17 protein-coding genes and 1 riboswitch are annotated in these 17,924 nt (G+C 70.1%); of the genes, 10 read left to right on the forward strand and 7 right to left on the reverse strand.

Annotated elements, in window-relative coordinates; all coding sequences use genetic code 11:
• The first annotated feature begins 55 nt into the window (after positions 1–55).
• On the forward strand, positions 56–1,009 hold the full coding sequence (locus tag OG331_RS27500; RefSeq protein ID WP_406200875.1) for a CBM35 domain-containing protein: 954 nt from the start codon (positions 56–58) through the stop codon (positions 1,007–1,009).
• Positions 1,010–1,083: 74 nt separating this feature from the next.
• Here OG331_RS27500 and OG331_RS27505 read toward each other — a convergent pair whose 3' ends face one another.
• The 4 genes from OG331_RS27505 to OG331_RS27520 form a co-directional block, all read right to left on the reverse strand.
• Positions 1,084–1,482 (reverse strand): hypothetical protein, encoded by a 399-nt coding sequence (locus OG331_RS27505; RefSeq protein ID WP_362388301.1) that lies wholly within the window; start codon positions 1,480–1,482, stop codon positions 1,084–1,086.
• Positions 1,483–1,576: 94 nt separating this feature from the next.
• A complete protein-coding gene (locus OG331_RS27510; protein WP_406200877.1) occupies positions 1,577–2,506 on the reverse strand; it encodes a 1-phosphofructokinase family hexose kinase in 930 nt (309 codons plus the stop codon).
• 144 nt (positions 2,507–2,650) lie between these two features.
• Entirely contained in the window at positions 2,651–3,757 is a 1,107-nt protein-coding gene (gene nagA, locus OG331_RS27515) for an N-acetylglucosamine-6-phosphate deacetylase (protein WP_406210312.1), read from the reverse strand.
• Between the two features lie 128 nt (positions 3,758–3,885).
• On the reverse strand, positions 3,886–4,830 hold the full coding sequence (locus tag OG331_RS27520; RefSeq protein WP_406200879.1) for an ROK family protein: 945 nt from the start codon (positions 4,828–4,830) through the stop codon (positions 3,886–3,888).
• A gap of 98 nt (positions 4,831–4,928) precedes the next feature.
• Here OG331_RS27520 and OG331_RS27525 point away from each other — a divergent pair, with 98 nt between their 5' ends.
• The 3 genes from OG331_RS27525 to otsB all read left to right on the forward strand — a co-directional run bounded on the left by OG331_RS27525 (position 4,929) and on the right by otsB (position 7,560).
• Positions 4,929–6,221, forward strand: a complete 1,293-nt coding sequence (locus tag OG331_RS27525) for an ABC transporter substrate-binding protein (RefSeq protein WP_406200881.1) — start codon at positions 4,929–4,931, stop codon at positions 6,219–6,221.
• 44 nt (positions 6,222–6,265) lie between these two features.
• Positions 6,266–6,526 carry a DUF3263 domain-containing protein gene (locus OG331_RS27530; protein WP_406200884.1) on the forward strand — a complete coding sequence of 87 codons (261 nt, stop codon included), beginning with the start codon at positions 6,266–6,268 and terminating at the stop codon, positions 6,524–6,526.
• Between the two features lie 194 nt (positions 6,527–6,720).
• The gene (otsB, locus tag OG331_RS27535) at positions 6,721–7,560 is read left to right on the forward strand and encodes a trehalose-phosphatase (RefSeq protein ID WP_406200887.1); all 840 of its coding nucleotides are present in this window, start codon (positions 6,721–6,723) and stop codon (positions 7,558–7,560) included.
• 374 nt (positions 7,561–7,934) lie between these two features.
• On the opposite strand, the gene OG331_RS27540 is transcribed toward otsB, so the two are convergent.
• Both OG331_RS27540 and OG331_RS27545 read right to left on the reverse strand, forming a co-directional pair.
• Entirely contained in the window at positions 7,935–9,428 is a 1,494-nt protein-coding gene (locus tag OG331_RS27540) for a trehalose-6-phosphate synthase (protein WP_406200890.1), read from the reverse strand.
• 108 nt (positions 9,429–9,536) lie between these two features.
• Entirely contained in the window at positions 9,537–10,481 is a 945-nt protein-coding gene (locus OG331_RS27545) for a glucosyl-3-phosphoglycerate synthase (RefSeq protein ID WP_406200892.1), read from the reverse strand.
• Positions 10,482–10,640: 159 nt separating this feature from the next.
• Positions 10,641–10,798, forward strand: a riboswitch (SAM riboswitch).
• 18 nt (positions 10,799–10,816) lie between these two features.
• On the opposite strand from OG331_RS27545, the gene thrC reads away from it, so the two are divergent.
• From thrC to groL, 4 genes are all read left to right on the forward strand, one after another.
• Entirely contained in the window at positions 10,817–12,103 is a 1,287-nt protein-coding gene (gene thrC / locus OG331_RS27550; RefSeq protein ID WP_406200894.1) for a threonine synthase, read from the forward strand.
• A gap of 47 nt (positions 12,104–12,150) precedes the next feature.
• Positions 12,151–12,426 carry a MoaD/ThiS family protein gene (locus OG331_RS27555; protein WP_148000006.1) on the forward strand — a complete coding sequence of 92 codons (276 nt, stop codon included), beginning with the start codon at positions 12,151–12,153 and terminating at the stop codon, positions 12,424–12,426.
• Between the two features lie 450 nt (positions 12,427–12,876).
• Positions 12,877–13,083, forward strand: a complete 207-nt coding sequence (locus OG331_RS27560) for a cold-shock protein (protein WP_007493268.1) — start codon at positions 12,877–12,879, stop codon at positions 13,081–13,083.
• A 371-nt stretch (positions 13,084–13,454) separates the two neighbouring features.
• Positions 13,455–15,077 (forward strand): chaperonin GroEL, encoded by a 1,623-nt coding sequence (gene groL, locus OG331_RS27565; RefSeq protein WP_406200897.1) that lies wholly within the window; start codon positions 13,455–13,457, stop codon positions 15,075–15,077.
• A 106-nt stretch (positions 15,078–15,183) separates the two neighbouring features.
• Here groL and OG331_RS27570 read toward each other — a convergent pair whose 3' ends face one another.
• Positions 15,184–15,597: a cupin domain-containing protein gene (locus tag OG331_RS27570; protein ID WP_406200899.1), complete on the reverse strand. Its 414-nt coding sequence runs from the start codon at positions 15,595–15,597 to the stop codon at positions 15,184–15,186.
• Positions 15,598–15,830: 233 nt separating this feature from the next.
• Between OG331_RS27570 and OG331_RS27575 the strand changes: the two genes are divergently transcribed.
• Complete coding sequence (locus OG331_RS27575; protein ID WP_406200901.1) at positions 15,831–16,958, forward strand: NADH:flavin oxidoreductase; 1,128 nt, start codon at positions 15,831–15,833, stop codon at positions 16,956–16,958.
• 28 nt (positions 16,959–16,986) lie between these two features.
• Positions 16,987–17,847, forward strand: a complete 861-nt coding sequence (locus OG331_RS27580; protein WP_406200904.1) for a metallophosphoesterase family protein — start codon at positions 16,987–16,989, stop codon at positions 17,845–17,847.
• Positions 17,848–17,924 lie beyond the last annotated feature (77 nt).

The raw sequence follows: 17,924 nt of genomic DNA on the forward strand, positions 1-17,924 counted from the left end.
GCCATTCTGACCATACGCATCGCATCCGCCCGCACCTGGTGAGGAGTACCAAGGGATGACGTCCGGCAACAACGGCGCCAGCACGCCCGAGGACGACGACCCGTTCGGCTACCTCTACGCCGACGGGCAGGCCAACGGCGCCCAGCCGCCGTCCGGTGGCGGGGGCTACGGCTACCCGGGTTCGGTGAACCGTGTGCGCCCGGTCGGACAGCGGCAGTACGGCCAGCAGGCCCCCACGGCCGCGTACGGCCAGGTACCGCAACAGCAGGGCACGTACGGCCAGCCGAACGCGCACTACGCGGCACCGGAGACACACCCCGGCGGCGCGACCACGGCCAGCCAGCAGCCGTCCTACAGCGGCGGCCACGGCTCGGGCGGCCGCGGCGGCCCCAACACCAAGGGCCTGCTGATCGGCGCCATCGCGGTCGTCGCGGCGGTCGTCATCGGCATCAGCGTGGCGATGCTGGGCGGCGACGGCGAGAAGGACGACGCGGCGGGGGGCGACACGGGGTCGACTCCGACGCAGTCCGAGAGCGGGGACTCGCGTCCTTCGGCGAGTAGCAGTGCCGGGGCGGGTGCGGCGGACCTGCCGGCGGTCGACGCCAAGGCGCTCCGCCTGGAGGGCGGCACCGCCACGGCCTCCGACTTCAAGGGGTCCAAGGCAGCAGGCGGCGTCTACGTCACGAACTTCAACCAGGTCGGCGCCAAGGTCATCTGGTCCGTCAACGGCCTCGAGAAGGCCGGCAGCTACCGGCTGTATGTGCGCTACGGCATCCCCGGAAAGGACGCCAACGCGACGCTGCTCGTCAACGGCACGGCCAACACCCAGCCGCTGAACATGGAGAACTTCGGCAACACACCCGAGGGTGACTGGGAAAAGGGCTGGAAGACCACCTGGGCCAACGTCAACCTGAACAAGGGCACCAACACGATCGAGGTTGCCTGCAACGACGGCAACCAGTGTGACGCGGTCCTCGACCAGATGTATCTCAGCAAGGGCGAGAGCTGATCGATGCGAGGGCGGCCGTTCCCGGCTCGGTGCTGGGAACGGCCGCCGTCGTCTGCAGAGGATCAGCGATCAGATCAAGCGACGCGGCCCCACTCGAGGCAGCTCGTCGCGGCGTAAGCCTTCTTGCCGTTCCACCGCACCTCATGCCAGCGCTTCTCGGTGGGCGAGGTGCTGGTGCACTTGTAGCTGCCGCCGTCCACCGCGCTGCAGCCGGCCACCCAGCACTTGACGATCTTCCCCTTCTTCAGGGTGCCGACCTTGCGTGCGGTGGTGCTGGGCTTCTCCCGGATGCTGACGTCCCGGTCGTCGTTCGAGCCGCCGCCCCAAGACCAGCCCGCCGCGCGGATGGTCAGGGCGTCCGCCGCGGCGGCGGGCCCGGCGTCCGCTGTCGCCGAGCTGTTCATGGTGACGACAAGGCCCACCGAGGCCACGCCGACGGCAGCGAGCCGCGCGAACTTCCTTGCTTTGTGCATTACTTCCCCCAATAAGGAGTGGATCCCTGGTCAGGTGGATCCGTAGTCCCCCTTGATCATATATGGGCGACAGGGGCATGCCAGGAGGGATTTGTCAGGCCGCGCTGACCTCCCCCGTCACCGCCACCCGCCCCAGCAACTCCTCATAAGCCCCCCGGTCGAACTCCCCCGCCACCGGCGCGACCACGCTCGCCGCGCTGAGCGCCGTCGCGCGGGTCAGGCGGTCCGGCCATGGGAGCTTCTCCACCAAACCCGACAGCAGGCCCGCGACCGCCGCGTCGCCGGCGCCGGTCGGGTTGCCGTGGAGGCGGGTCGGTGGGGTGGCTTGCCAGCGGCCCTCGGGGGTGTGGGCCAGGAGGCCTGACTTGCCGAGGGAGGCGACCACCGTGCGGGCGCCCCGGCGGCGGGCGTCCTGGGTGGCGCGCAAGGGGTCGTGGGAGCCGGTGAGTTCGGCCAGTTCGTCGGCGTTGGGCTTGATGATGTCCGGGCGGGCGGCGACGCCCCGGCGCAGGGCCTCGCCGCTGGTGTCCAGCAGCACGGGGACGCCCGCGGTCCTCGCGGCCCGGACCAGGCCGGCGTACGCCCCGACCGGTACGCCCGGCGGCAGGCTGCCGCACAGGGCCACCGTGGAGGCCGAGACGAGGAGGTCCTCGTAGGCCTCCTGGAAGGCGGACCACTCGGCGGGCGTGACCGTCGGGCCGGGTTCGTTGAGCTGGGTCGTGTCGCCGGTGAGCTCGTCCACCACGGCGATCGTCCGGCGGGTCGCTCCCGTCACCGGGACCAGCGCGTCCACCACGGCCGGCGTGGCCGTGAGCAGGTCCTGGACCACCCGGCCCGTCGCGCCCCCCGCGAAGCCCGTGACCGTCACCTCATGCCCGAGGGCCGCCAGCACCCGCGCCACGTTCAGGCCCTTGCCGCCGGGGCGTTCGGTCACCTCGGAGACACGGTGGGAGGCGTGGGGCCGCAGGGACCGTACGCGATAGGTGATGTCGAGAGCGGTGTTCAGCGTGACAGTGAGGATCACCTGTACTCGACCTCCCCCGAAGAGTTCAGCATGCGTGCGCCGTCCGTCTGCCGGTTGTTCCTGCCGACAGCTGCCGATCATGCCAAAAGGGCGGCGGCCGTCCCAGTCTGGCAGGACAACCACCGCCCTCAACAGCAGGACAGATCACCCCAGTTGGGGATCCACCACCCATTCGCCCCGGCGCATCACGCCCTTGAGGTCGAAGTCGGCGTCCAGTACCACCAGGTCGGCGTCCTTGCCGGGCTCCAGGGAGCCGATGCGGTCGTAGCGGCCGAGCAGCTTGGCCGGGTTGGCGGACAGGGCCGCCACCGCGTCCTCGACCGGCAGCCGGTCGATCGTCACCGCCCGTTTGAAGGCCCGGTCCAGCGTGAGGGTCGAGCCCGCGATCGAGCCGCCCTCGACGAGGCGTGCCACACCGTCGGCGACCTCCACCTCCAGCGGGCCGAGCATGTAGCGGCCGTCGCCGAAGCCGGCCGCGTCCATCGCGTCCGTGATGAACGCGACCCGGTCGGCGCCCGCGTGACGGAACGCCAGCTCCAGCGCCGCCGGGTGCAGATGCGTGCCGTCGTTGATCAGCTCGACGGTCACCCGCTCGTCCTCCAGCAGGGCCGCGATCGGGCCCGGCTCGCGGTGGCCCAGCGGCGGCATCGCGTTGAAGAGGTGCGTGGCGACCGTCGCGCCCGCCTCGATCGCCTCCACCGTCTGCTCGTACGTCGCGTCCGTGTGCCCGATCGCCGCGATCACGCCGTGCTCGGCGAGCAGCCGAACCGAGTCGAGGCCGCCCGGCAGCTCGGTGGCGAGTGTGACCATCGTCGCGTGGCCGCGCGCCGCGTCGATCAGCTTGCGCACGTCCGCCGGGTCCGGGTCGCGCAGCAGTTCCTCGGAGTGCGCACCCTTGCGGCACGGGGAGATGAAGGGGCCCTCGAAGTGGATGCCGGCGATGTCGCCCTGCTCGGCCAGCTCGGACAGCAGGCCCGCGCGGCGGGTGAGGAAGTCCATGTCGCCCGTGACCGTGGAGGCGACCAGGGTGGTGGTGCCGTGCAGGCGGTGGGTGTGGATGCCGGTGATCACGTCGTCCGCGGTGCCCGACGTGAACGAGGCTCCACCGCCACCGTGGTTGTGGATGTCCACGAAGCCGGGGACCACGTAGTGGCCGGCGAGGTCGATCACTCGGGCGCCCGCTGGGGCCGTGCCGACGATTCGGGTGCCCTCGACGATCACCTGGCCCTCTTTGCGGGTCCCCGTAGGCATGACCACGTTGGCGCCGGACAGGACGACGGGCACCTGGCTCGTTGCGGGCTGCGGGCTCGCCGCGGCTGGTCGCGCCCCGCGGCGGAGCCGCAATTCGGCGCTGTCCTGCGCCCCTAGGTCGGCTGCCATCAGGGGGTTACCTCCGTACGGTCGGTGTGGTCGAGGAGATCCCAGGCCAGGAGGCCGGCACCCAGACATCCGGCGGTGTCGCCCAGGGCCGCGGGGACGACGGACGGCAGCTTCTGGAAGGTCACCCGGCGCCGGACGGCCTCCCTCAGCGGTGTGAACAAGGTTTCCCCCGCCTCCGCCAGGCCGCCACCGATGATCAGGGTGCGCGGGTCCAGCAGGGTGAGGGCGGTGACCAGGCCGTCGGCCAGGGCGTCCACGGCCTCGTGCCAGACCCGTACGGCGTTCGGATCGCCGGACGCGACGGCCTTCGCGCAGTCCGCCGCGTCCGCCTCCGGGTCTCCGCACGCGGCGGACCACGCCTCGCTCACCGCCGCCGCGGACGCGAACCGCTCCAGGCAGCCGCGCTGCCCGCACGGACACGGCGCTCCACCGGGCCGTACGACGATGTGGCCGATCTCGCCCGCGAAGCCGTGCGCGCCCGCCTCCACCCGGCCGTCGATGCCGATCGCGCCGGCTATCCCGGTGCCGAGCGGCACGAACAGGAAACGGTCGGCGCCCTTGCCGGCGCCGATCCGGCCCTCCGCGAGACCGCCCGTGCGCACGTCGTGGCCGAGGGCGACCGGGACGCCGCCGAGCCGTTCGGCGAGCAGCCGCCGCAGGGGTACGTCACGCCAGCCCAGGTTGGCCGAGTAGGCGGCGACGCCCTGCTCCTCGTCGACGATGCCGGGGACGGCGATGCCGGCGGCGGCCGCGGGCTCGCCGAAGCGCTCTTCGCCGTACGCGCGCAGCTCGCCGGCGAAGTCGAGGATGCCCTCGACGACCGCGTCCGGCCCGCGCTCGCGCCCGGTCGGGCGGCGGGCCTGATGGAGCAGCTCGCCGCTCGCTGCCGCCAGGGCGGCCTTCATCCCGGTGCCGCCCACATCGAGGGCGATGACATGTCTCACGGGAACAGTGTGTCTTGCGTACCCGCGAGAGGTCTAGTCCACTTACGTGGTGTAGACCTTATGGGGGCAATATGTATGACGTTTCGAAAGTTTCGAATATGGGTGTGGGGCGGTTTTGCGTGCAGCGGCGTAGGCGTACGGGAACGATTGCGGCGGTGTCCGCGCTGGGCCTGTCGGCGGTTCTGGGCGGCTGTGGGCTGACCGGTGGTTCGGACGAGGTGACGCTGAAGCTGGTCGCCGCGGACTACGGCGACAGTGCGGCGAACAGTTCCCAGAAGTACTGGGACAGGCTCGCCAAGGACTTCGAGGAGCAGCACGACGGCGTGCGGATCGACGTCACCGTGTACTCCTGGAACGACGTCGACTCCAAGGTCAAGAAGATGGTCGACGCCGGGGAGGCGCCGGACATCGCGCAGATCGGCGCGTATGCCGACTACGCCGCGAAGGGCCTTCTCTACGAGGCCGACGAACTGCTCTCCATCCCCGTCCAGGCCGACTTCGTCTCGCAGCTCGCGGACGCGGGGCAGGTGAACGGCGTCCAGTACGGCATCCCGTTCGCCTCCTCCACGCGCCTGCTCTTCTACAACAAGTCCCTCTTCGAGGACGCCGGCCTCACCCCGCCGACCTCCTGGAAGGAACTGGCCGCCGACGCCGAGGCGCTCAAGGCGGACGGCGTGAAGTACCCGTACGCGCTGCCGCTCGGTGCCGAGGAGGCGCAGGCCGAGACCATGCAGTGGCTGCTCAGCGGCGGGGGCGGGTACACCGACGCGGAGACCGGTACGTACAGCATCGACTCCGCCGAGAACGTCTCCACCTTCAACTGGCTCAAGAACAACCTCGTCGGCAAGGGGCTCACGGGGCCGGTCCCGCCCGGGGAGCTCAACCGGGCCGACGCGTTCTCCGCCTTCGCCGCGGGGGATGTCGGCATGCTCAACGGGCACCCCTCGCTGATGCAGATGGCCGAGAAGAAGGGCGTGAAGTTCGGCATGGTGCCCATGCCCGGGCTCGAGGGGCCGACCAAGGTCTCCATGGGTGTGGCCGACTGGATGATGGCCTTCAAGGAGAACGGTCATGCCGAGCAGGTGGGGGAGTTCCTCGACTTCGCCTACGACAAGCAGAACGTCCTGGACTTCTCCCGGGAGTACAACCTGCTCCCCGTCACGAACTCCGCGTCCACGGTGATGACCGGGGCCGACCAGGACGCCGCCCTCAAGCCCTTCCTCGATCAGCTCCCGCTCTCCGAGCTCTATCCGGTGGGGCGGACGTCGTGGGCCGCGGTGAGTGCGGACGTGAAGAAGAGCATCGGCAGGACGGTGGCGTCCGGGGGGAGCCCGTCGGCGATCCTGGGGCAGCTGCAGTCGGGGGCTGCTCGGGCGGAGAGCGCGGAGTAGGTCGCGGGGGCTTCCTGTCAGTGGGGTGGGCTACGGTGCGGCTCATGGACCAGGAGCAGGACCGGGACCAGCCCGAGGCCGCCGTTCTCGCCGAGCGCGAGCGGGCGATCCTTGCGCTGGAGCGGCGGGGGTTCTCGGGGGCCGGGGCCAAGGAGCGGGCGATACGTGAGGAGCTGGGGCTGGCGCCGGTGCGCTACTACCAGCTGCTGAACGCGCTGTTGGACGATCCGCGGGCGCCGGCTCATGATCCGGTGACGGTGAATCGGTTGCGGCGGGTTCGGGAGGGGCGGCGGGGGGAGCGGTGACGCGCGGCGGTGCGGTGGGGGTTTTCGCCCCCGCCGCAACTACCCGCCCCGTCCCTGGGGGCTGCCGCCCCCAGACCCCCGCTTCGGCCTGAACGGCCCCGTCCTCAAACGCCGGACGGGCTGGCTTTGCCCGGACCGGCGTCCGGAAACCCCGTCGGGATGGTGCAGCACCCGTCCCCCGATAAGGTCGCCCCATGGGCAGTCACAAGGATCCCCTCCCGACCCCCACCACCCAGCCCGGCCGCGACGGCCTGGCCGCCATCCTCACCCACCCCGCGCGCTCACTCATCGCGCTGGACTTCGACGGCACCCTCGCCCCCATCGTCCCGGACCCCGAAAAGGCCCGAGCCCACCCCGACGCCATCCCGGCCCTGGCCGCACTCGCGCCGAAGGTGGCCGCAGTCGCGGTGATCACCGGCCGCCCGGCCGAGGTCGCAGTGAAGTACGGCGGTTTCGCCGACACCCCCGGCCTGGAGCACCTCGTCGTGCTGGGCCACTACGGTGCCGAACGCTGGGACGCAGTGAGCGGCGAGGTCACCGCCCCCGACCCCCACCCCGGCGTCGCAGCAGTCCGCGCCGCCCTGCCGGGTCTCCTCGAATCCACCGCGCAGGGCACCTGGATCGAGGACAAGGGACACGCCGTGGCCGTGCACACGCGCCGCGCACCCGACCCCCAGGGCGCCTTCGACGCCCTCCGAGCCCCCCTCACCGACCTCGCCACCCGCAACGGCCTCATCGTCGAACCGGGTCGCATGGTCCTCGAACTCCGCCCGCCCGGCATGGACAAGGGCGTCGCGCTGAGCAAGTACATCCGCGAACTCGGCGCCGAGTCCGTCCTCTACAGCGGCGACGACCTGGGCGACCTCCCCGCCTACGCAGCCGTCGACAAACTCCGCTCCGACGGCACCCCCGGCCTCCTGGTCTGCAGCGGCAGCGAGGAGGTCACCGAACTCTCGGAGAGGGCGGACGTCGTGGTCGACGGCCCGGAGGGCGTCGTACGACTCCTCCACGCGATCGCCACGCAGGCGACCTGATCCAGAGGGCCGCCGAGGCAAGCTGCCGCAGCCGGTCGGGGTGAGGCGGGTTGCAGCAGCCGGTCGCCGTGAGGCGCGATGGTCGAGGCGGTCGCCGTCCGGCGGGCTGTCGCCGGCGGTCGCCGGGCAGTGCGGTTGAGGCGGTCGCCGTCTGGCGAGCGGTCGCCGGTGGTCGCCGGGCAGTGCGGTTGAGGCGGTCGCCGTCTGGCGAGCGGTCGCCGGTGGTCGCCGGGCAGTGCGGTCCAGACAGTCGCCGTGAGGCGGGCTGGTTCGAGCGGACGCCGTCAGGCGAGCTGATGCCCACGGTCGTCGCCCGCCACTCCGGCAACCTGAGCCAGGCAAACGCCCTGCAAGGCCGCCCCGGCGATCGCCGCTCACTCGCCCCGCTCGCCGGCCCCCTCCTCCAACGCACCCAACTGCTCCAAGAACCACTGAGCCGGCGGCAACGCCGTACCCCCCGCCGCCAGCCGTTTCGAGCGTTCCGCGCGCTCCTCCGGCCCCATGGACAGCGCCTCGTGCAGGGCCCGTGCCGTGCCGATCACGTCGTACGGGTTGACGGGGATCGCGTCCTCGCCCAGTTCCGCGAAGGCGCCCGCCTCGCGGGACAGCACGAGGACGCAGCCCTCGTCGGAGACGACCGGCACCTCCTTGGCGACGAGGTTCATGCCGTCGCGGATGGGGTTGACCAGGGCGACGTCCGCCAGTCGGTACGCGGCGAGGGAGCGGGCGAAGTCGTCCTTGACGTGGAGGACGATCGGGGTCCAGGTCGGGGTGCCGTAAGCGGAGTTGATTTCGTCCGCCAGTCGCTGGACCTCGGCGGTGTAGTCCCGGTACACCGCCAGGTCCTGGCGGGAGGGGTACGCGAACGCCACGTGGACCACCCGCTCGCGCCACTCGGGGTGGTCGTCGAGCAGCTGCCGGTATGCGAGCAGGCCGCGCACGATGTTCTTGGACAGCTCGGTCCGGTCGACGCGGACGACGGTCCGGCGGGCGGTCCCGTCCGGCGCTGTGCCGATCTCCGCCCGCAGCGCGGCCAGCCGCTCCTCGACATCGGCCTCGTGGGAGCGAGCGCGCAGGAACTCCGCGTCGGCGCCCAGGCCGTGCACGCCGATCCACGTGGTCCGCAGCGGGGGACGCCCGGTCGCCGTGTGCCGGACGGAGGCCGGGGCGCCGCTCGGCCACTTCGGGAAGATCCGTTCGCGGTCCACGGCCTCGGCGCAGGCCATGAACGCCGCCGCCCAACGCCAGGTGAGGAAGCCCAGCCGGTCGGCGCCCAGCATCCCCCACACGAGCCGCGAGCGGATGTCGTCCGGAAGCATGGAGAAGTACTCCGGCGGCGCCCACGGCGTGTGCGAGAAGTGCCCGATTTTGATGTCGGGTCGCAGCTCCCGGAGCATCCCCGGGACCAGGCACAGGTGGTAGTCCTGCACCAGCACGGCCGCCCCGGGCGCGGCCCGGTCCGCCAGCGCCTGCGCGAAGGCGCGGTTGTACGTCTCGTACGACTCCCACTGACGGCGGAACTCCGCGTCGAAGACCGGCTCCAGCGGGGTCTGGTAGAGCATGTGGTGGACGAACCAGAGGACCGAGTTGGCGATGCCGTTGTACGCGTCCGCGTGCACGTCGGCCGGGATGTCCAGCATCAGCACGCCGTCCTCGCCGACGCCGCGCCGCACCGCCTCCCGGTCCCCGTCGGACAGCGCCGAGCACACCCACAGCGCGTCGGCGTCCGGCCCGATCGCCGACAGCCCGGAGACGAGTCCGCCACCGCCCCTCTTGGAGTGCAGCGAGCCGTCCTCGCGCACCGCGTACGAGACCGGGCCGCGATTCGACGCGACCAGCACCTTGGCAGCACCCTGCGTGGAAGCCATAAGCCTCAACCTAGCCCGGCCCGGAAACGCTCAAACGTGCGGTTCCACTCAGTGGCCGGTCCGTATACGATCAGCGGCCCTGTCCGGCGTATGACCCGGTACGGGGCCTTATGCGACCTTCCGTTTCGCGTACTCGGCGATCTCCACCATCGGCGGCCGTTCCTCGGTGTCCACGGAGTACGTGCGCGGCTCGAATCCGTCCTCGCCCCGCTCGAACTGAGTCAACGCCGGCCGGACGAGGTGGCCGCGCGCCAGCCGCAGCTGGGCCGTGCGGTAGATCGCGGCGGACATCCGGCCCAGGGCCTGTCCGTCCTGGTGGCGGTGCTTGCGGACGCCCACGTCCACCTGGGCCAGCGCGTCGAGGCCCACCAGATGCAGGGCGTCGACCAGCATGCCCAGCTCCACGCCGTACCCGACGGGGAACGGGAGCTGTTCCAGCAGGGAGCGGCGGGCCGCGTACTCGCCGCCGAGCGGCTGCACGAAACCGGCCAGCTGCGGCCAGTGCATGTTCAGCAGCGGGCGCGCCATCAGCTCGGTCACCCGGCCGCCCTGTCCGGCGGCCCCGCCGAGGGGACGGTCGTACATGCCCTTGACCAGGTCGACCCCGGGGTCGGTGAGCAGCGGGCCGACGATTCCGGAGACGAAGTCGGAGGAGAACTCCTTCAGGTCCGCGTCGATGAAGCAGACGATGTCCCCGGTCGTGACGAGCAGGGAGCGCCACAGGACCTCGCCCTTGCCGGGCACGGCCGGCATGCGCGGGAGTATCGCGTCCCGGTGCACCACGGTGGCGCCCGCCGCGGCGGCCACCTGGGAGGTGCGGTCCGTGGACCCGGAGTCGACGACGACGATCTCGTCGACCAGCGGGACCTGCTGCATGAGGTCGTGACGGATGATCGCGACGATGTCGCCGACCGTCTCCTCCTCGTTCAGCGCGGGCAGCACGACGGAGACCGACTGGCCCGAACGCTGCTTGGCGGCGAGTATGTGGTGGAGCGGGCGATCGGTCGCGGACCAGGAGCGGGTGCTCAGCCAGCGCTCGACTTCTTCCAGCACAGTCGGCGACTCCTCACTGTCGTGATCACAGCAGGTAATCGTGTGATCCATCTCGCGGTTCGGACGACTATCTCAACTGTCCTGGCCTTCGGTTACAGTCTTGAACAACGCGGGTGACCATCGCATGTCCGGGGTCGCCCATAGTTGACAACCGAATACAGCTCATCCAGAGGGGCAGAGGGAAACGGCCCGATGAAGCCCCGGCAACCCTCCAGCCGGTCTCGTGGCGATCACTGTCGATCGTCTCCGCGAGGCTCCCGGCTAGGGAAGGTGCCAAATCCGTCTCACGGCGAGATGCGTCGTGAGGAAGATGAGGAGAAAGGGCCTCGCCTCACATGGCTGTGCAGACTGCTGCAAGCACCACCGAATCCACCGTAGACCTTGGTCCCGCCGCGGCGCTGTCCTGCCGCGAGTGCGGTCACCGGGTACCCCTCGGACCGGTCTTCGCGTGCGAGGAGTGTTTCGGCCCGCTGGAGATCGCTTACGACTTCTCGGCCTACGACACCGAGGAGCTCCGCAAGCGGATCGAAGCGGGCCCCGCGAACATCTGGCGTTACGCCCCCCTGCTGCCCGTCCCCGCGGACGTGGCCACCAAGCCGAACATCAACCCCGGCTGGACCAAGCTCGTCCAGGCCGACAACCTCGCGAACGAGCTCGGCGTCGACGCCGGCAAGCTGTTCGTCAAGGACGACTCCGGCAACCCGACGCACTCCTTCAAGGACCGCGTCGTCGCCCAGGCCATCGAGGCCGCGCGCGCCTTCAACTTCACCACCCTCTCCTGCTCCTCCACCGGCAACCTCGCCGGTGCGGTGGGTGCCGCCGCCGCCCGCGCGGGCTTCAGGTCCTGCGTGTTCATCCCGCACGACCTGGAGCAGGGCAAGGTCGTCATGGCCGCGGTCTACGGCGGCGAGCTCGTCGGCATCGAGGGCAACTACGACGACGTGAACCGTTTCTGCTCCGAGCTGATCGGCGACCCCGCCGGCGAGGGCTGGGGCTTCGTCAACGTCAATCTGCGGCCGTACTACGCCGAGGGTTCCAAGACCCTGGCGTACGAGATCTGCGAGCAGCTCGGCTGGCAGCTGCCGGACCAGCTGGTCGTGCCGATCGCCTCCGGCTCGCAGCTCACGAAGATCGACAAGGGTCTGCAGGAGCTGATCAAGCTCGGGCTCGTCGAGGACAAGCCGTACAAGATCTTCGGCGCGCAGGCCGAGGGCTGCTCGCCGGTGTCGACGGCGTTCAAGGCGGGCCACGACGTGGTCCGGCCGCAGAAGCCGAACACCATCGCCAAGTCGCTGGCGATCGGCAACCCGGCCGACGGTCCGTACGTCCTGGACATCGCCCGCCGCACGGGTGGTTTCGTGGAGGACGTGACCGACGAGCAGGTCGTCGACGCGATCAAGATCCTCGCCCGGACCGAGGGCATCTTCGCGGAGACCGCCGGCGGAGTGACCGTGGGTGTCACGAAGAAGCTGATCGAGAGCGGTGTGCTGGACCCGAGCCTCACGACCGTGGTGCTCAACACCGGCGACGGGCTGAAGACGTTGGATGCGGTGGCCGGTACCGGGCTGACTGCGACGATTCGTCCCAACCTGGATTCGTTCCGCGAGGCCGGCCTCGTATAGCTCAGCCCCGCCCCTTTAGGCCCGTTTACCTGACCGGAGGTCATTACGTGAGCGTCAACGTCCGCATCCCCACCATCCTGCGCACCTACACGGGTGGCCAGGCCGAGGTCGCCGCCGAAGGTGCCAACCTCGGCGAGGTCATCGCCGACCTGGAGAAGAACCACACCGGGATCGCCGCCCGAGTTCTCGACGACCAGGGCAAGCTGCGTCGGTTCGTCAACGTGTACGTCAATGACGACGACGTCCGTTTCGAGCAGGGTCTGGAGACCGCGACTCCCGACGGTGCCGGCGTCTCCATCATTCCGGCCGTCGCCGGTGGCTGACAGGCTGACCGAATGACCGATCATTACCTTCGGTAACACCGGTAACCAAGAGTTCATCGAATTGCCCCCTCCGTGAGAGAAGCGGAGGGGGCAATTCTGTGTGGTTGAGCGAGGTACAGTTGGGGAACGTGCCGCCGTTCCACTGGTCGGCCGCCCTTGATTTCTGCCGCAAGCCCGACAAGAAGTAGCCAAAGTGTGCGGGTTTTTTGCGGCTTTTGTTCGCTATGCCGGGTCCGACTTGACCTGAAGTCAGCGGAATTGTCCCCACATTCCCGACCGGTCGTGCCCGGAATTCTCGTCCGATTGACCTGTTGCAGACGGCAGTTGGGCAGATACATTCAGCCGCGGTCGACGCGTTCCGGCGCACGCCCCCGACCGATGGGGGGTGAGGTCTGACCCGGATCCGCGAAGTGTGGATCTGTGCAAGGGCCAGTAATAGGGGAGTTAGGCATGGCTCAGGGCACCGTCAAGTGGTTCAACGCGGAGAAGGGGTACGGCTTCATCGCGGTCGACGGTGGTGCGGATGTTTTCGTCCACTACAGCGCGATCCAGATGGACGGTTACCGCACCCTGGAGGAAGGCCAGCGGGTCGATTTCGAGATCTCGCAGGGCCAGAAGGGGCCGCAGGCGGACATGGTCCGTCTGGCCACCGGCTGAAGCACGCGTCGACTTAAAGCAGCGACGTTCTTCTTCGAAGGGCTCGCACCTCCTGGGGTGCGAGCCCTTCGCCATGTCCGGGGTCCGCGCGGCTCCTGTCCGGGGCCCGCCCGGGTCCGCCCCGACCCCGCCCGTCCCTGCTCGCGCACCGCAGGGCGTGCCGCCCGATACCCGAGAGGCGCTTGCACTCGCCTACCCCGAGTGCTAATCATTGGCGTTAGCACTCTGAAGGTGAGAGTGACAAAGAAGGACCGGGTCGGTGAGGCCCGCAGGCCGGGTGGGGCAAGGAACCACGAGGCATGTGAGCCGTCCGTCGCGGGCGCGGGCGCGGTCCGAAGGAATCACCCCCAGTCCTGGAGGGACCACTTCACATGGCCAAGATCATCGCGTTCGACGAGGAGGCGCGGCGCGGCCTCGAGCGCGGCATGAACCAGCTCGCGGACGCCGTCAAGGTGACGCTCGGCCCCAAGGGCCGCAACGTCGTCCTCGAGAAGAAGTGGGGCGCCCCCACGATCACCAACGATGGTGTCTCCATCGCCAAGGAGATCGAGCTCGAGGACCCGTACGAGAAGATCGGCGCCGAGCTGGTCAAGGAAGTCGCCAAGAAGACGGACGACGTCGCCGGTGACGGTACGACCACGGCGACCGTTCTCGCCCAGGCCCTCGTCAAGGAAGGCCTTCGCAACGTAGCCGCCGGCGCCAACCCGATGGCCCTCAAGCGCGGTATCGAGCGCGCCGTCGAGGCCGTCTCCGCCGCCCTGCTTGAGCAGGCGAAGGATGTCGAGACCAAGGAGCAGATCGCCTCCACGGCCTCCATCTCCGCCGCCGACACCCAGATCGGCGAGCTCATCGCCGAGGCGATGGACAAGGTCGGCAAGGAAGGCGTCATCACCGTCGAGGAGTCCCAGACCTTCGGTCTGGAGCTGGAGCTCACCGAGGGTATGCGCTTCGACAAGGGCTACATCTCGGCGTACTTCGCCACCGACATGGAGCGGATGGAGGCGTCGCTCGACGACCCGTACATCCTGATCGCCAACTCCAAGATCGGCTCCGTCAAGGACCTGCTCCCGCTCCTGGAGAAGGTCATGCAGTCGGGCAAGCCGCTGCTGATCATCGCCGAGGACGTCGAGGGCGAGGCCCTGTCGACCCTGGTCGTCAACAAGATCCGCGGCACCTTCAAGTCCGTCGCCGTCAAGGCCCCGGGCTTCGGTGACCGCCGCAAGGCGATGCTGAACGACATCGCCATCCTCACCGGTGGCGAGGTCATCTCCGAGGAGGTCGGTCTCAAGCTCGAGAACACCTCCCTGGACCTCCTGGGCAAGGCCCGCAAGGTCGTCATCACCAAGGACGAGACCACCATCGTCGACGGTGCCGGCTCCTCCGAGCAGGTCGCCGGCCGGGTGAACCAGATCCGCGCCGAGATCGAGAACAGCGACTCGGACTACGACCGCGAGAAGCTGCAGGAGCGCCTGGCGAAGCTCGCCGGCGGTGTCGCGGTCATCAAGGCCGGTGCCGCCACCGAGGTGGAGCTCAAGGAGCGCAAGCACCGCATCGAGGACGCCGTGCGCAACGCCAAGGCGGCCGTCGAGGAGGGCATCGTCGCCGGTGGTGGCGTGGCCCTGCTGCAGGCCTCCCAGGTGTTCGAGAAGCTGGAGCTCGAAGGTGACGAGGCGACCGGCGCCAACGCCGTGAAGCTCGCGCTCGAGGCCCCGCTCAAGCAGATCGCCGTCAACGGTGGTCTCGAGGGTGGCGTCGTCGTCGAGAAGGTGCGCAACCTTCAGGTCGGCCACGGTCTGAACGCCGCGACCGGCGAGTACGTCGACATGATCGCCGAGGGCATCATCGACCCGGCGAAGGTGACGCGTTCCGCGCTGCAGAACGCCGCGTCGATCGCCGCGCTGTTCCTCACCACCGAGGCCGTCATCGCCGACAAGCCGGAGAAGTCCGCTGCGCCTGCCGGTGGCGGCATGCCGGGCGGTGACATGGACTTCTGATCGACCTCGGGGTTTCGACTCCGGTTGATCAACGTCCTTACCGAGGGCGGCACCTCCTGTTACGACAGGGGGTGCCGCCCTCGGGCGTTTCCTCACTCGGCGATCGTCATCCCGGCTGGGCAGCCCGGAGGTGCCGGCGTTCGGCCAGTTCCTCCGCGCCGACCACGGTCAGAACCGGGGAGCCGGGCGGCGCGAACATGGTCACCACCAGCTGCGACTGCGCGTCCGGAAGGTTGTTGGCGCCCTGGTAGTGGATCACGTCACCCCCGGGCTCGAACAGGGCGTCACCTGCCTTGAGCACCCGGGGCGGCTGCCCCTCCAGCTCAAAGAGGATCTCGCCCTGGGTCACATAGCCGAAGAGCGGCCCCGGGTGCCGGTGCGGCGGCGCACCCGGGTCCCCCGGCGCCAGGGTGACCCGGATGGTCCTGGCCTCGGCGCCCGCCGGAATCCGGGCCGCCGCCTCCGGCAGGGTGTCGATCACCTCGACGCCCGGGGGCAGGTGTGCGTGCTCAGCGCTCATGTATTCCTCCAAACAGGGAGTGTCCGCAGGAAGGACCGGACTGGGTCCCCGTTTGTGACAGCCCGCTCCCTGTACGCGGCCGAGCCCGGCCGTGCCGCGCTGTGTGTGGCCGGGGTCACGGCCGGATGGGGCGGGGTGCGGAATAGGCGGCCTCCGGCGAGCAGTTGCTTAAGGGAGTGCAACAATGCGCGTGCACATACCCGCTGGTCAATGCCTACCGAGGAGACCCCCACGTGACCGTCACCGAGCCCACCGCCTCCCGTGCGGCCCAGATCCTGTCCCGGCCGACCGTGATCAACGGTCTGACCGTTCCGAACCGCATCGCGATGGCGCCGATGACGCGGATGTTCTCCCCGGGCGGCGTGCCCGGTGAGGACGTCGTGTCGTACTACTCGCGCCGCGCCGCCGCCGGCGTCGGTCTGATCGTCACCGAGGGCACGTACGTCGGGCACGACTCGGCCGGGCAGAGCAACAGGGTGCCGCGGTTCCACGGTGAGGAGCAGCTGGCGGGGTGGGCGAAGGTCGCCGATGCCGTGCACGCGGCGGGCGGCACGATCGTGCCGCAGCTGTGGCACATCGGCATGGTGCGTGAGCAGGGCCAGCCGCCCTACGCCGAGGCTCCCGCCGTCGGCCCCTCCGGCCTGCGCATCGGCGCCGATGCGCCCACCGGAAGGGCGATGACCCAGGGCGACCTCGACGACGTCATCGGCGCGTTCGCCCAGGCCGCCGCGGACGCCGAGCGCATCGGCTTCGACGGCGTGGAGATCCACGGCGCCCACGGCTACCTCGTCGACCAGTTCCTGTGGGGCGGCACCAACCGCCGCACCGACGCGTACGGCGGCGACCCGGTCGCCCGTACGAAGTTCGCGGCGGAGATCGTGGCCGCCGTGCGCGAGAAGGTCTCCGCGGACTTCCCGGTCATCTTCCGCTACTCGCAGTGGAAGCAGGAGGCCTACGACGCCCGGCTCGCCGAGACCCCCGAGGAGCTGGAGGCCATCCTCGCCCCGCTCGCCGCGGCCGGCGTCGACGCCTTCCACGCCTCCACCCGCCGCTACTGGGTCCCGGAGTTCGACGGCTCCGACCTCAACCTCGCCGGCTGGACGAAGAAGCTGACCGGCAGGCCCACCATCAGCGTCGGCTCGGTCGGCCTGGACGGCGAGTTCCTGGGCGCGTTCGCCGGCCAGGGCTCCGGGGTCAAGGGCATCGACGACCTGCTGGACCGTCTGGAGGCGGAGGAGTTCGACTTCGTCGCCGTCGGCCGGGCGCTGCTCCAGGACCCGGAGTGGGCGGCGAAGGTGCTGGGCGGCCGCTTCGAGGAGCTGGCGCCGTATGACGCGGCGTCGCTGAAGACCCTGAGCTGAGGCCCAACCAGCCGCTACTGTCGGAGAGATGAGGATCCTTCATCTCTCCGACACCCACATCGAACGGGCCGACGCCCCCAACGCATACGGCGTCAATGCCACCGACTCGCTCCGCCTGATGCTCGCCGAGCTGAGGCATGTGCGGGGCGTCGACGCGATCGTCGTCACGGGGGACATCGCGGACGACGGTGCGGTGGAAGCGTATACGGCCGTGAAGGAGCTCGTGGGCGAGTTCGCGCGCGGCATGGGCGCGCCCGTGTTCTACACCACCGGCAACCATGACGAGCGCGGCGCCTTCGGGAAGGTGTTGGGCAGCGGCCACCCGGAACCTGAGGCGGTCCTGGAGTCCGAGGCGGGGGAGCGGGCGGCCGTGAGCACCGTCGGCGGCCTGCGGTTCATCACGCTGGACTCGCTGGTGCCGGGGAAGGTGTACGGCAGCCTGAGCACGGCTCAACTGGACTGGCTGAAGGCTGTGTTGAGCACCCCGGCCGAGCAGGGCACCGTCCTCGCCCTCCACCACCCACCGATCGCCCTCGACATCTCGGCGACCCAGCCGCACTTCGGCCTGCGCGACCCGGGCGAGCTCGCGACGGCGATCCGGGGCAGTGACGTACAGGTCGTCCTGACCGGGCACTACCACCTCCAGCTCCTCGGCTTCCTGGCCGCGGTGCCGGTCTGGGTCACCCCCGGTGTCGTGAACCGCATCGACCTCACGGCGGCGCCCGGCACGGAACGCGTGGTGCGCGGGGCCTCGGCCTCGCTGGTGGAGCTGGGCGGGGCGGACGGGCCGCTGTTCCACACCTTCCATGCCCGCGATCCCCGGGCGCACGAGACGGTGTACGAGTTGGACGAGGAGCGGACGCGGGCGTTCGTGGAGCGGGGGGCCTGAGCCGGGTGCCCGCCTGACCTGGGTGATCCGAGGCGATCTCGGGCGGTCCGAGGCGTGACCTGCATCCCTTGAGTAAG

The sequence above is a fragment of the Streptomyces sp. NBC_01017 genome, from assembly GCF_045162795.1.
Classification (GTDB): Bacteria; Actinomycetota; Actinomycetes; order Streptomycetales; family Streptomycetaceae; genus Streptomyces; species Streptomyces machairae.

Bases quoted from the DNA above. Each gene is read 5' to 3' on its own strand.
- OG331_RS27505 (WP_362388301.1), bottom strand. From the start codon at position 1,482: ATGCACAAAGCAAGGAAGTTCGCGCGGCTCGCTGCCGTCGGCGTGGCC.
- OG331_RS27560 (WP_007493268.1), top strand. From the start codon at position 12,877: ATGGCTCAGGGCACCGTCAAGTGGTTCAACGCGGAGAAGGGGTACGGC.
- nagA (WP_406210312.1), bottom strand. From the start codon at position 3,757: ATGCCTACGGGGACCCGCAAAGAGGGCCAGGTGATCGTCGAGGGCACC.
- OG331_RS27540 (WP_406200890.1), bottom strand. From the start codon at position 9,428: ATGGCTTCCACGCAGGGTGCTGCCAAGGTGCTGGTCGCGTCGAATCGC.
- OG331_RS27500 (WP_406200875.1), top strand. From the start codon at position 56: ATGACGTCCGGCAACAACGGCGCCAGCACGCCCGAGGACGACGACCCG.
- OG331_RS27525 (WP_406200881.1), top strand. From the start codon at position 4,929: ATGGGTGTGGGGCGGTTTTGCGTGCAGCGGCGTAGGCGTACGGGAACG.
- OG331_RS27570 (WP_406200899.1), bottom strand. From the start codon at position 15,597: ATGAGCGCTGAGCACGCACACCTGCCCCCGGGCGTCGAGGTGATCGAC.
- OG331_RS27580 (WP_406200904.1), top strand. From the start codon at position 16,987: ATGAGGATCCTTCATCTCTCCGACACCCACATCGAACGGGCCGACGCC.
- groL (WP_406200897.1), top strand. From the start codon at position 13,455: ATGGCCAAGATCATCGCGTTCGACGAGGAGGCGCGGCGCGGCCTCGAG.
- thrC (WP_406200894.1), top strand. From the start codon at position 10,817: ATGGCTGTGCAGACTGCTGCAAGCACCACCGAATCCACCGTAGACCTT.
- otsB (WP_406200887.1), top strand. From the start codon at position 6,721: ATGGGCAGTCACAAGGATCCCCTCCCGACCCCCACCACCCAGCCCGGC.
- OG331_RS27530 (WP_406200884.1), top strand. From the start codon at position 6,266: ATGGACCAGGAGCAGGACCGGGACCAGCCCGAGGCCGCCGTTCTCGCC.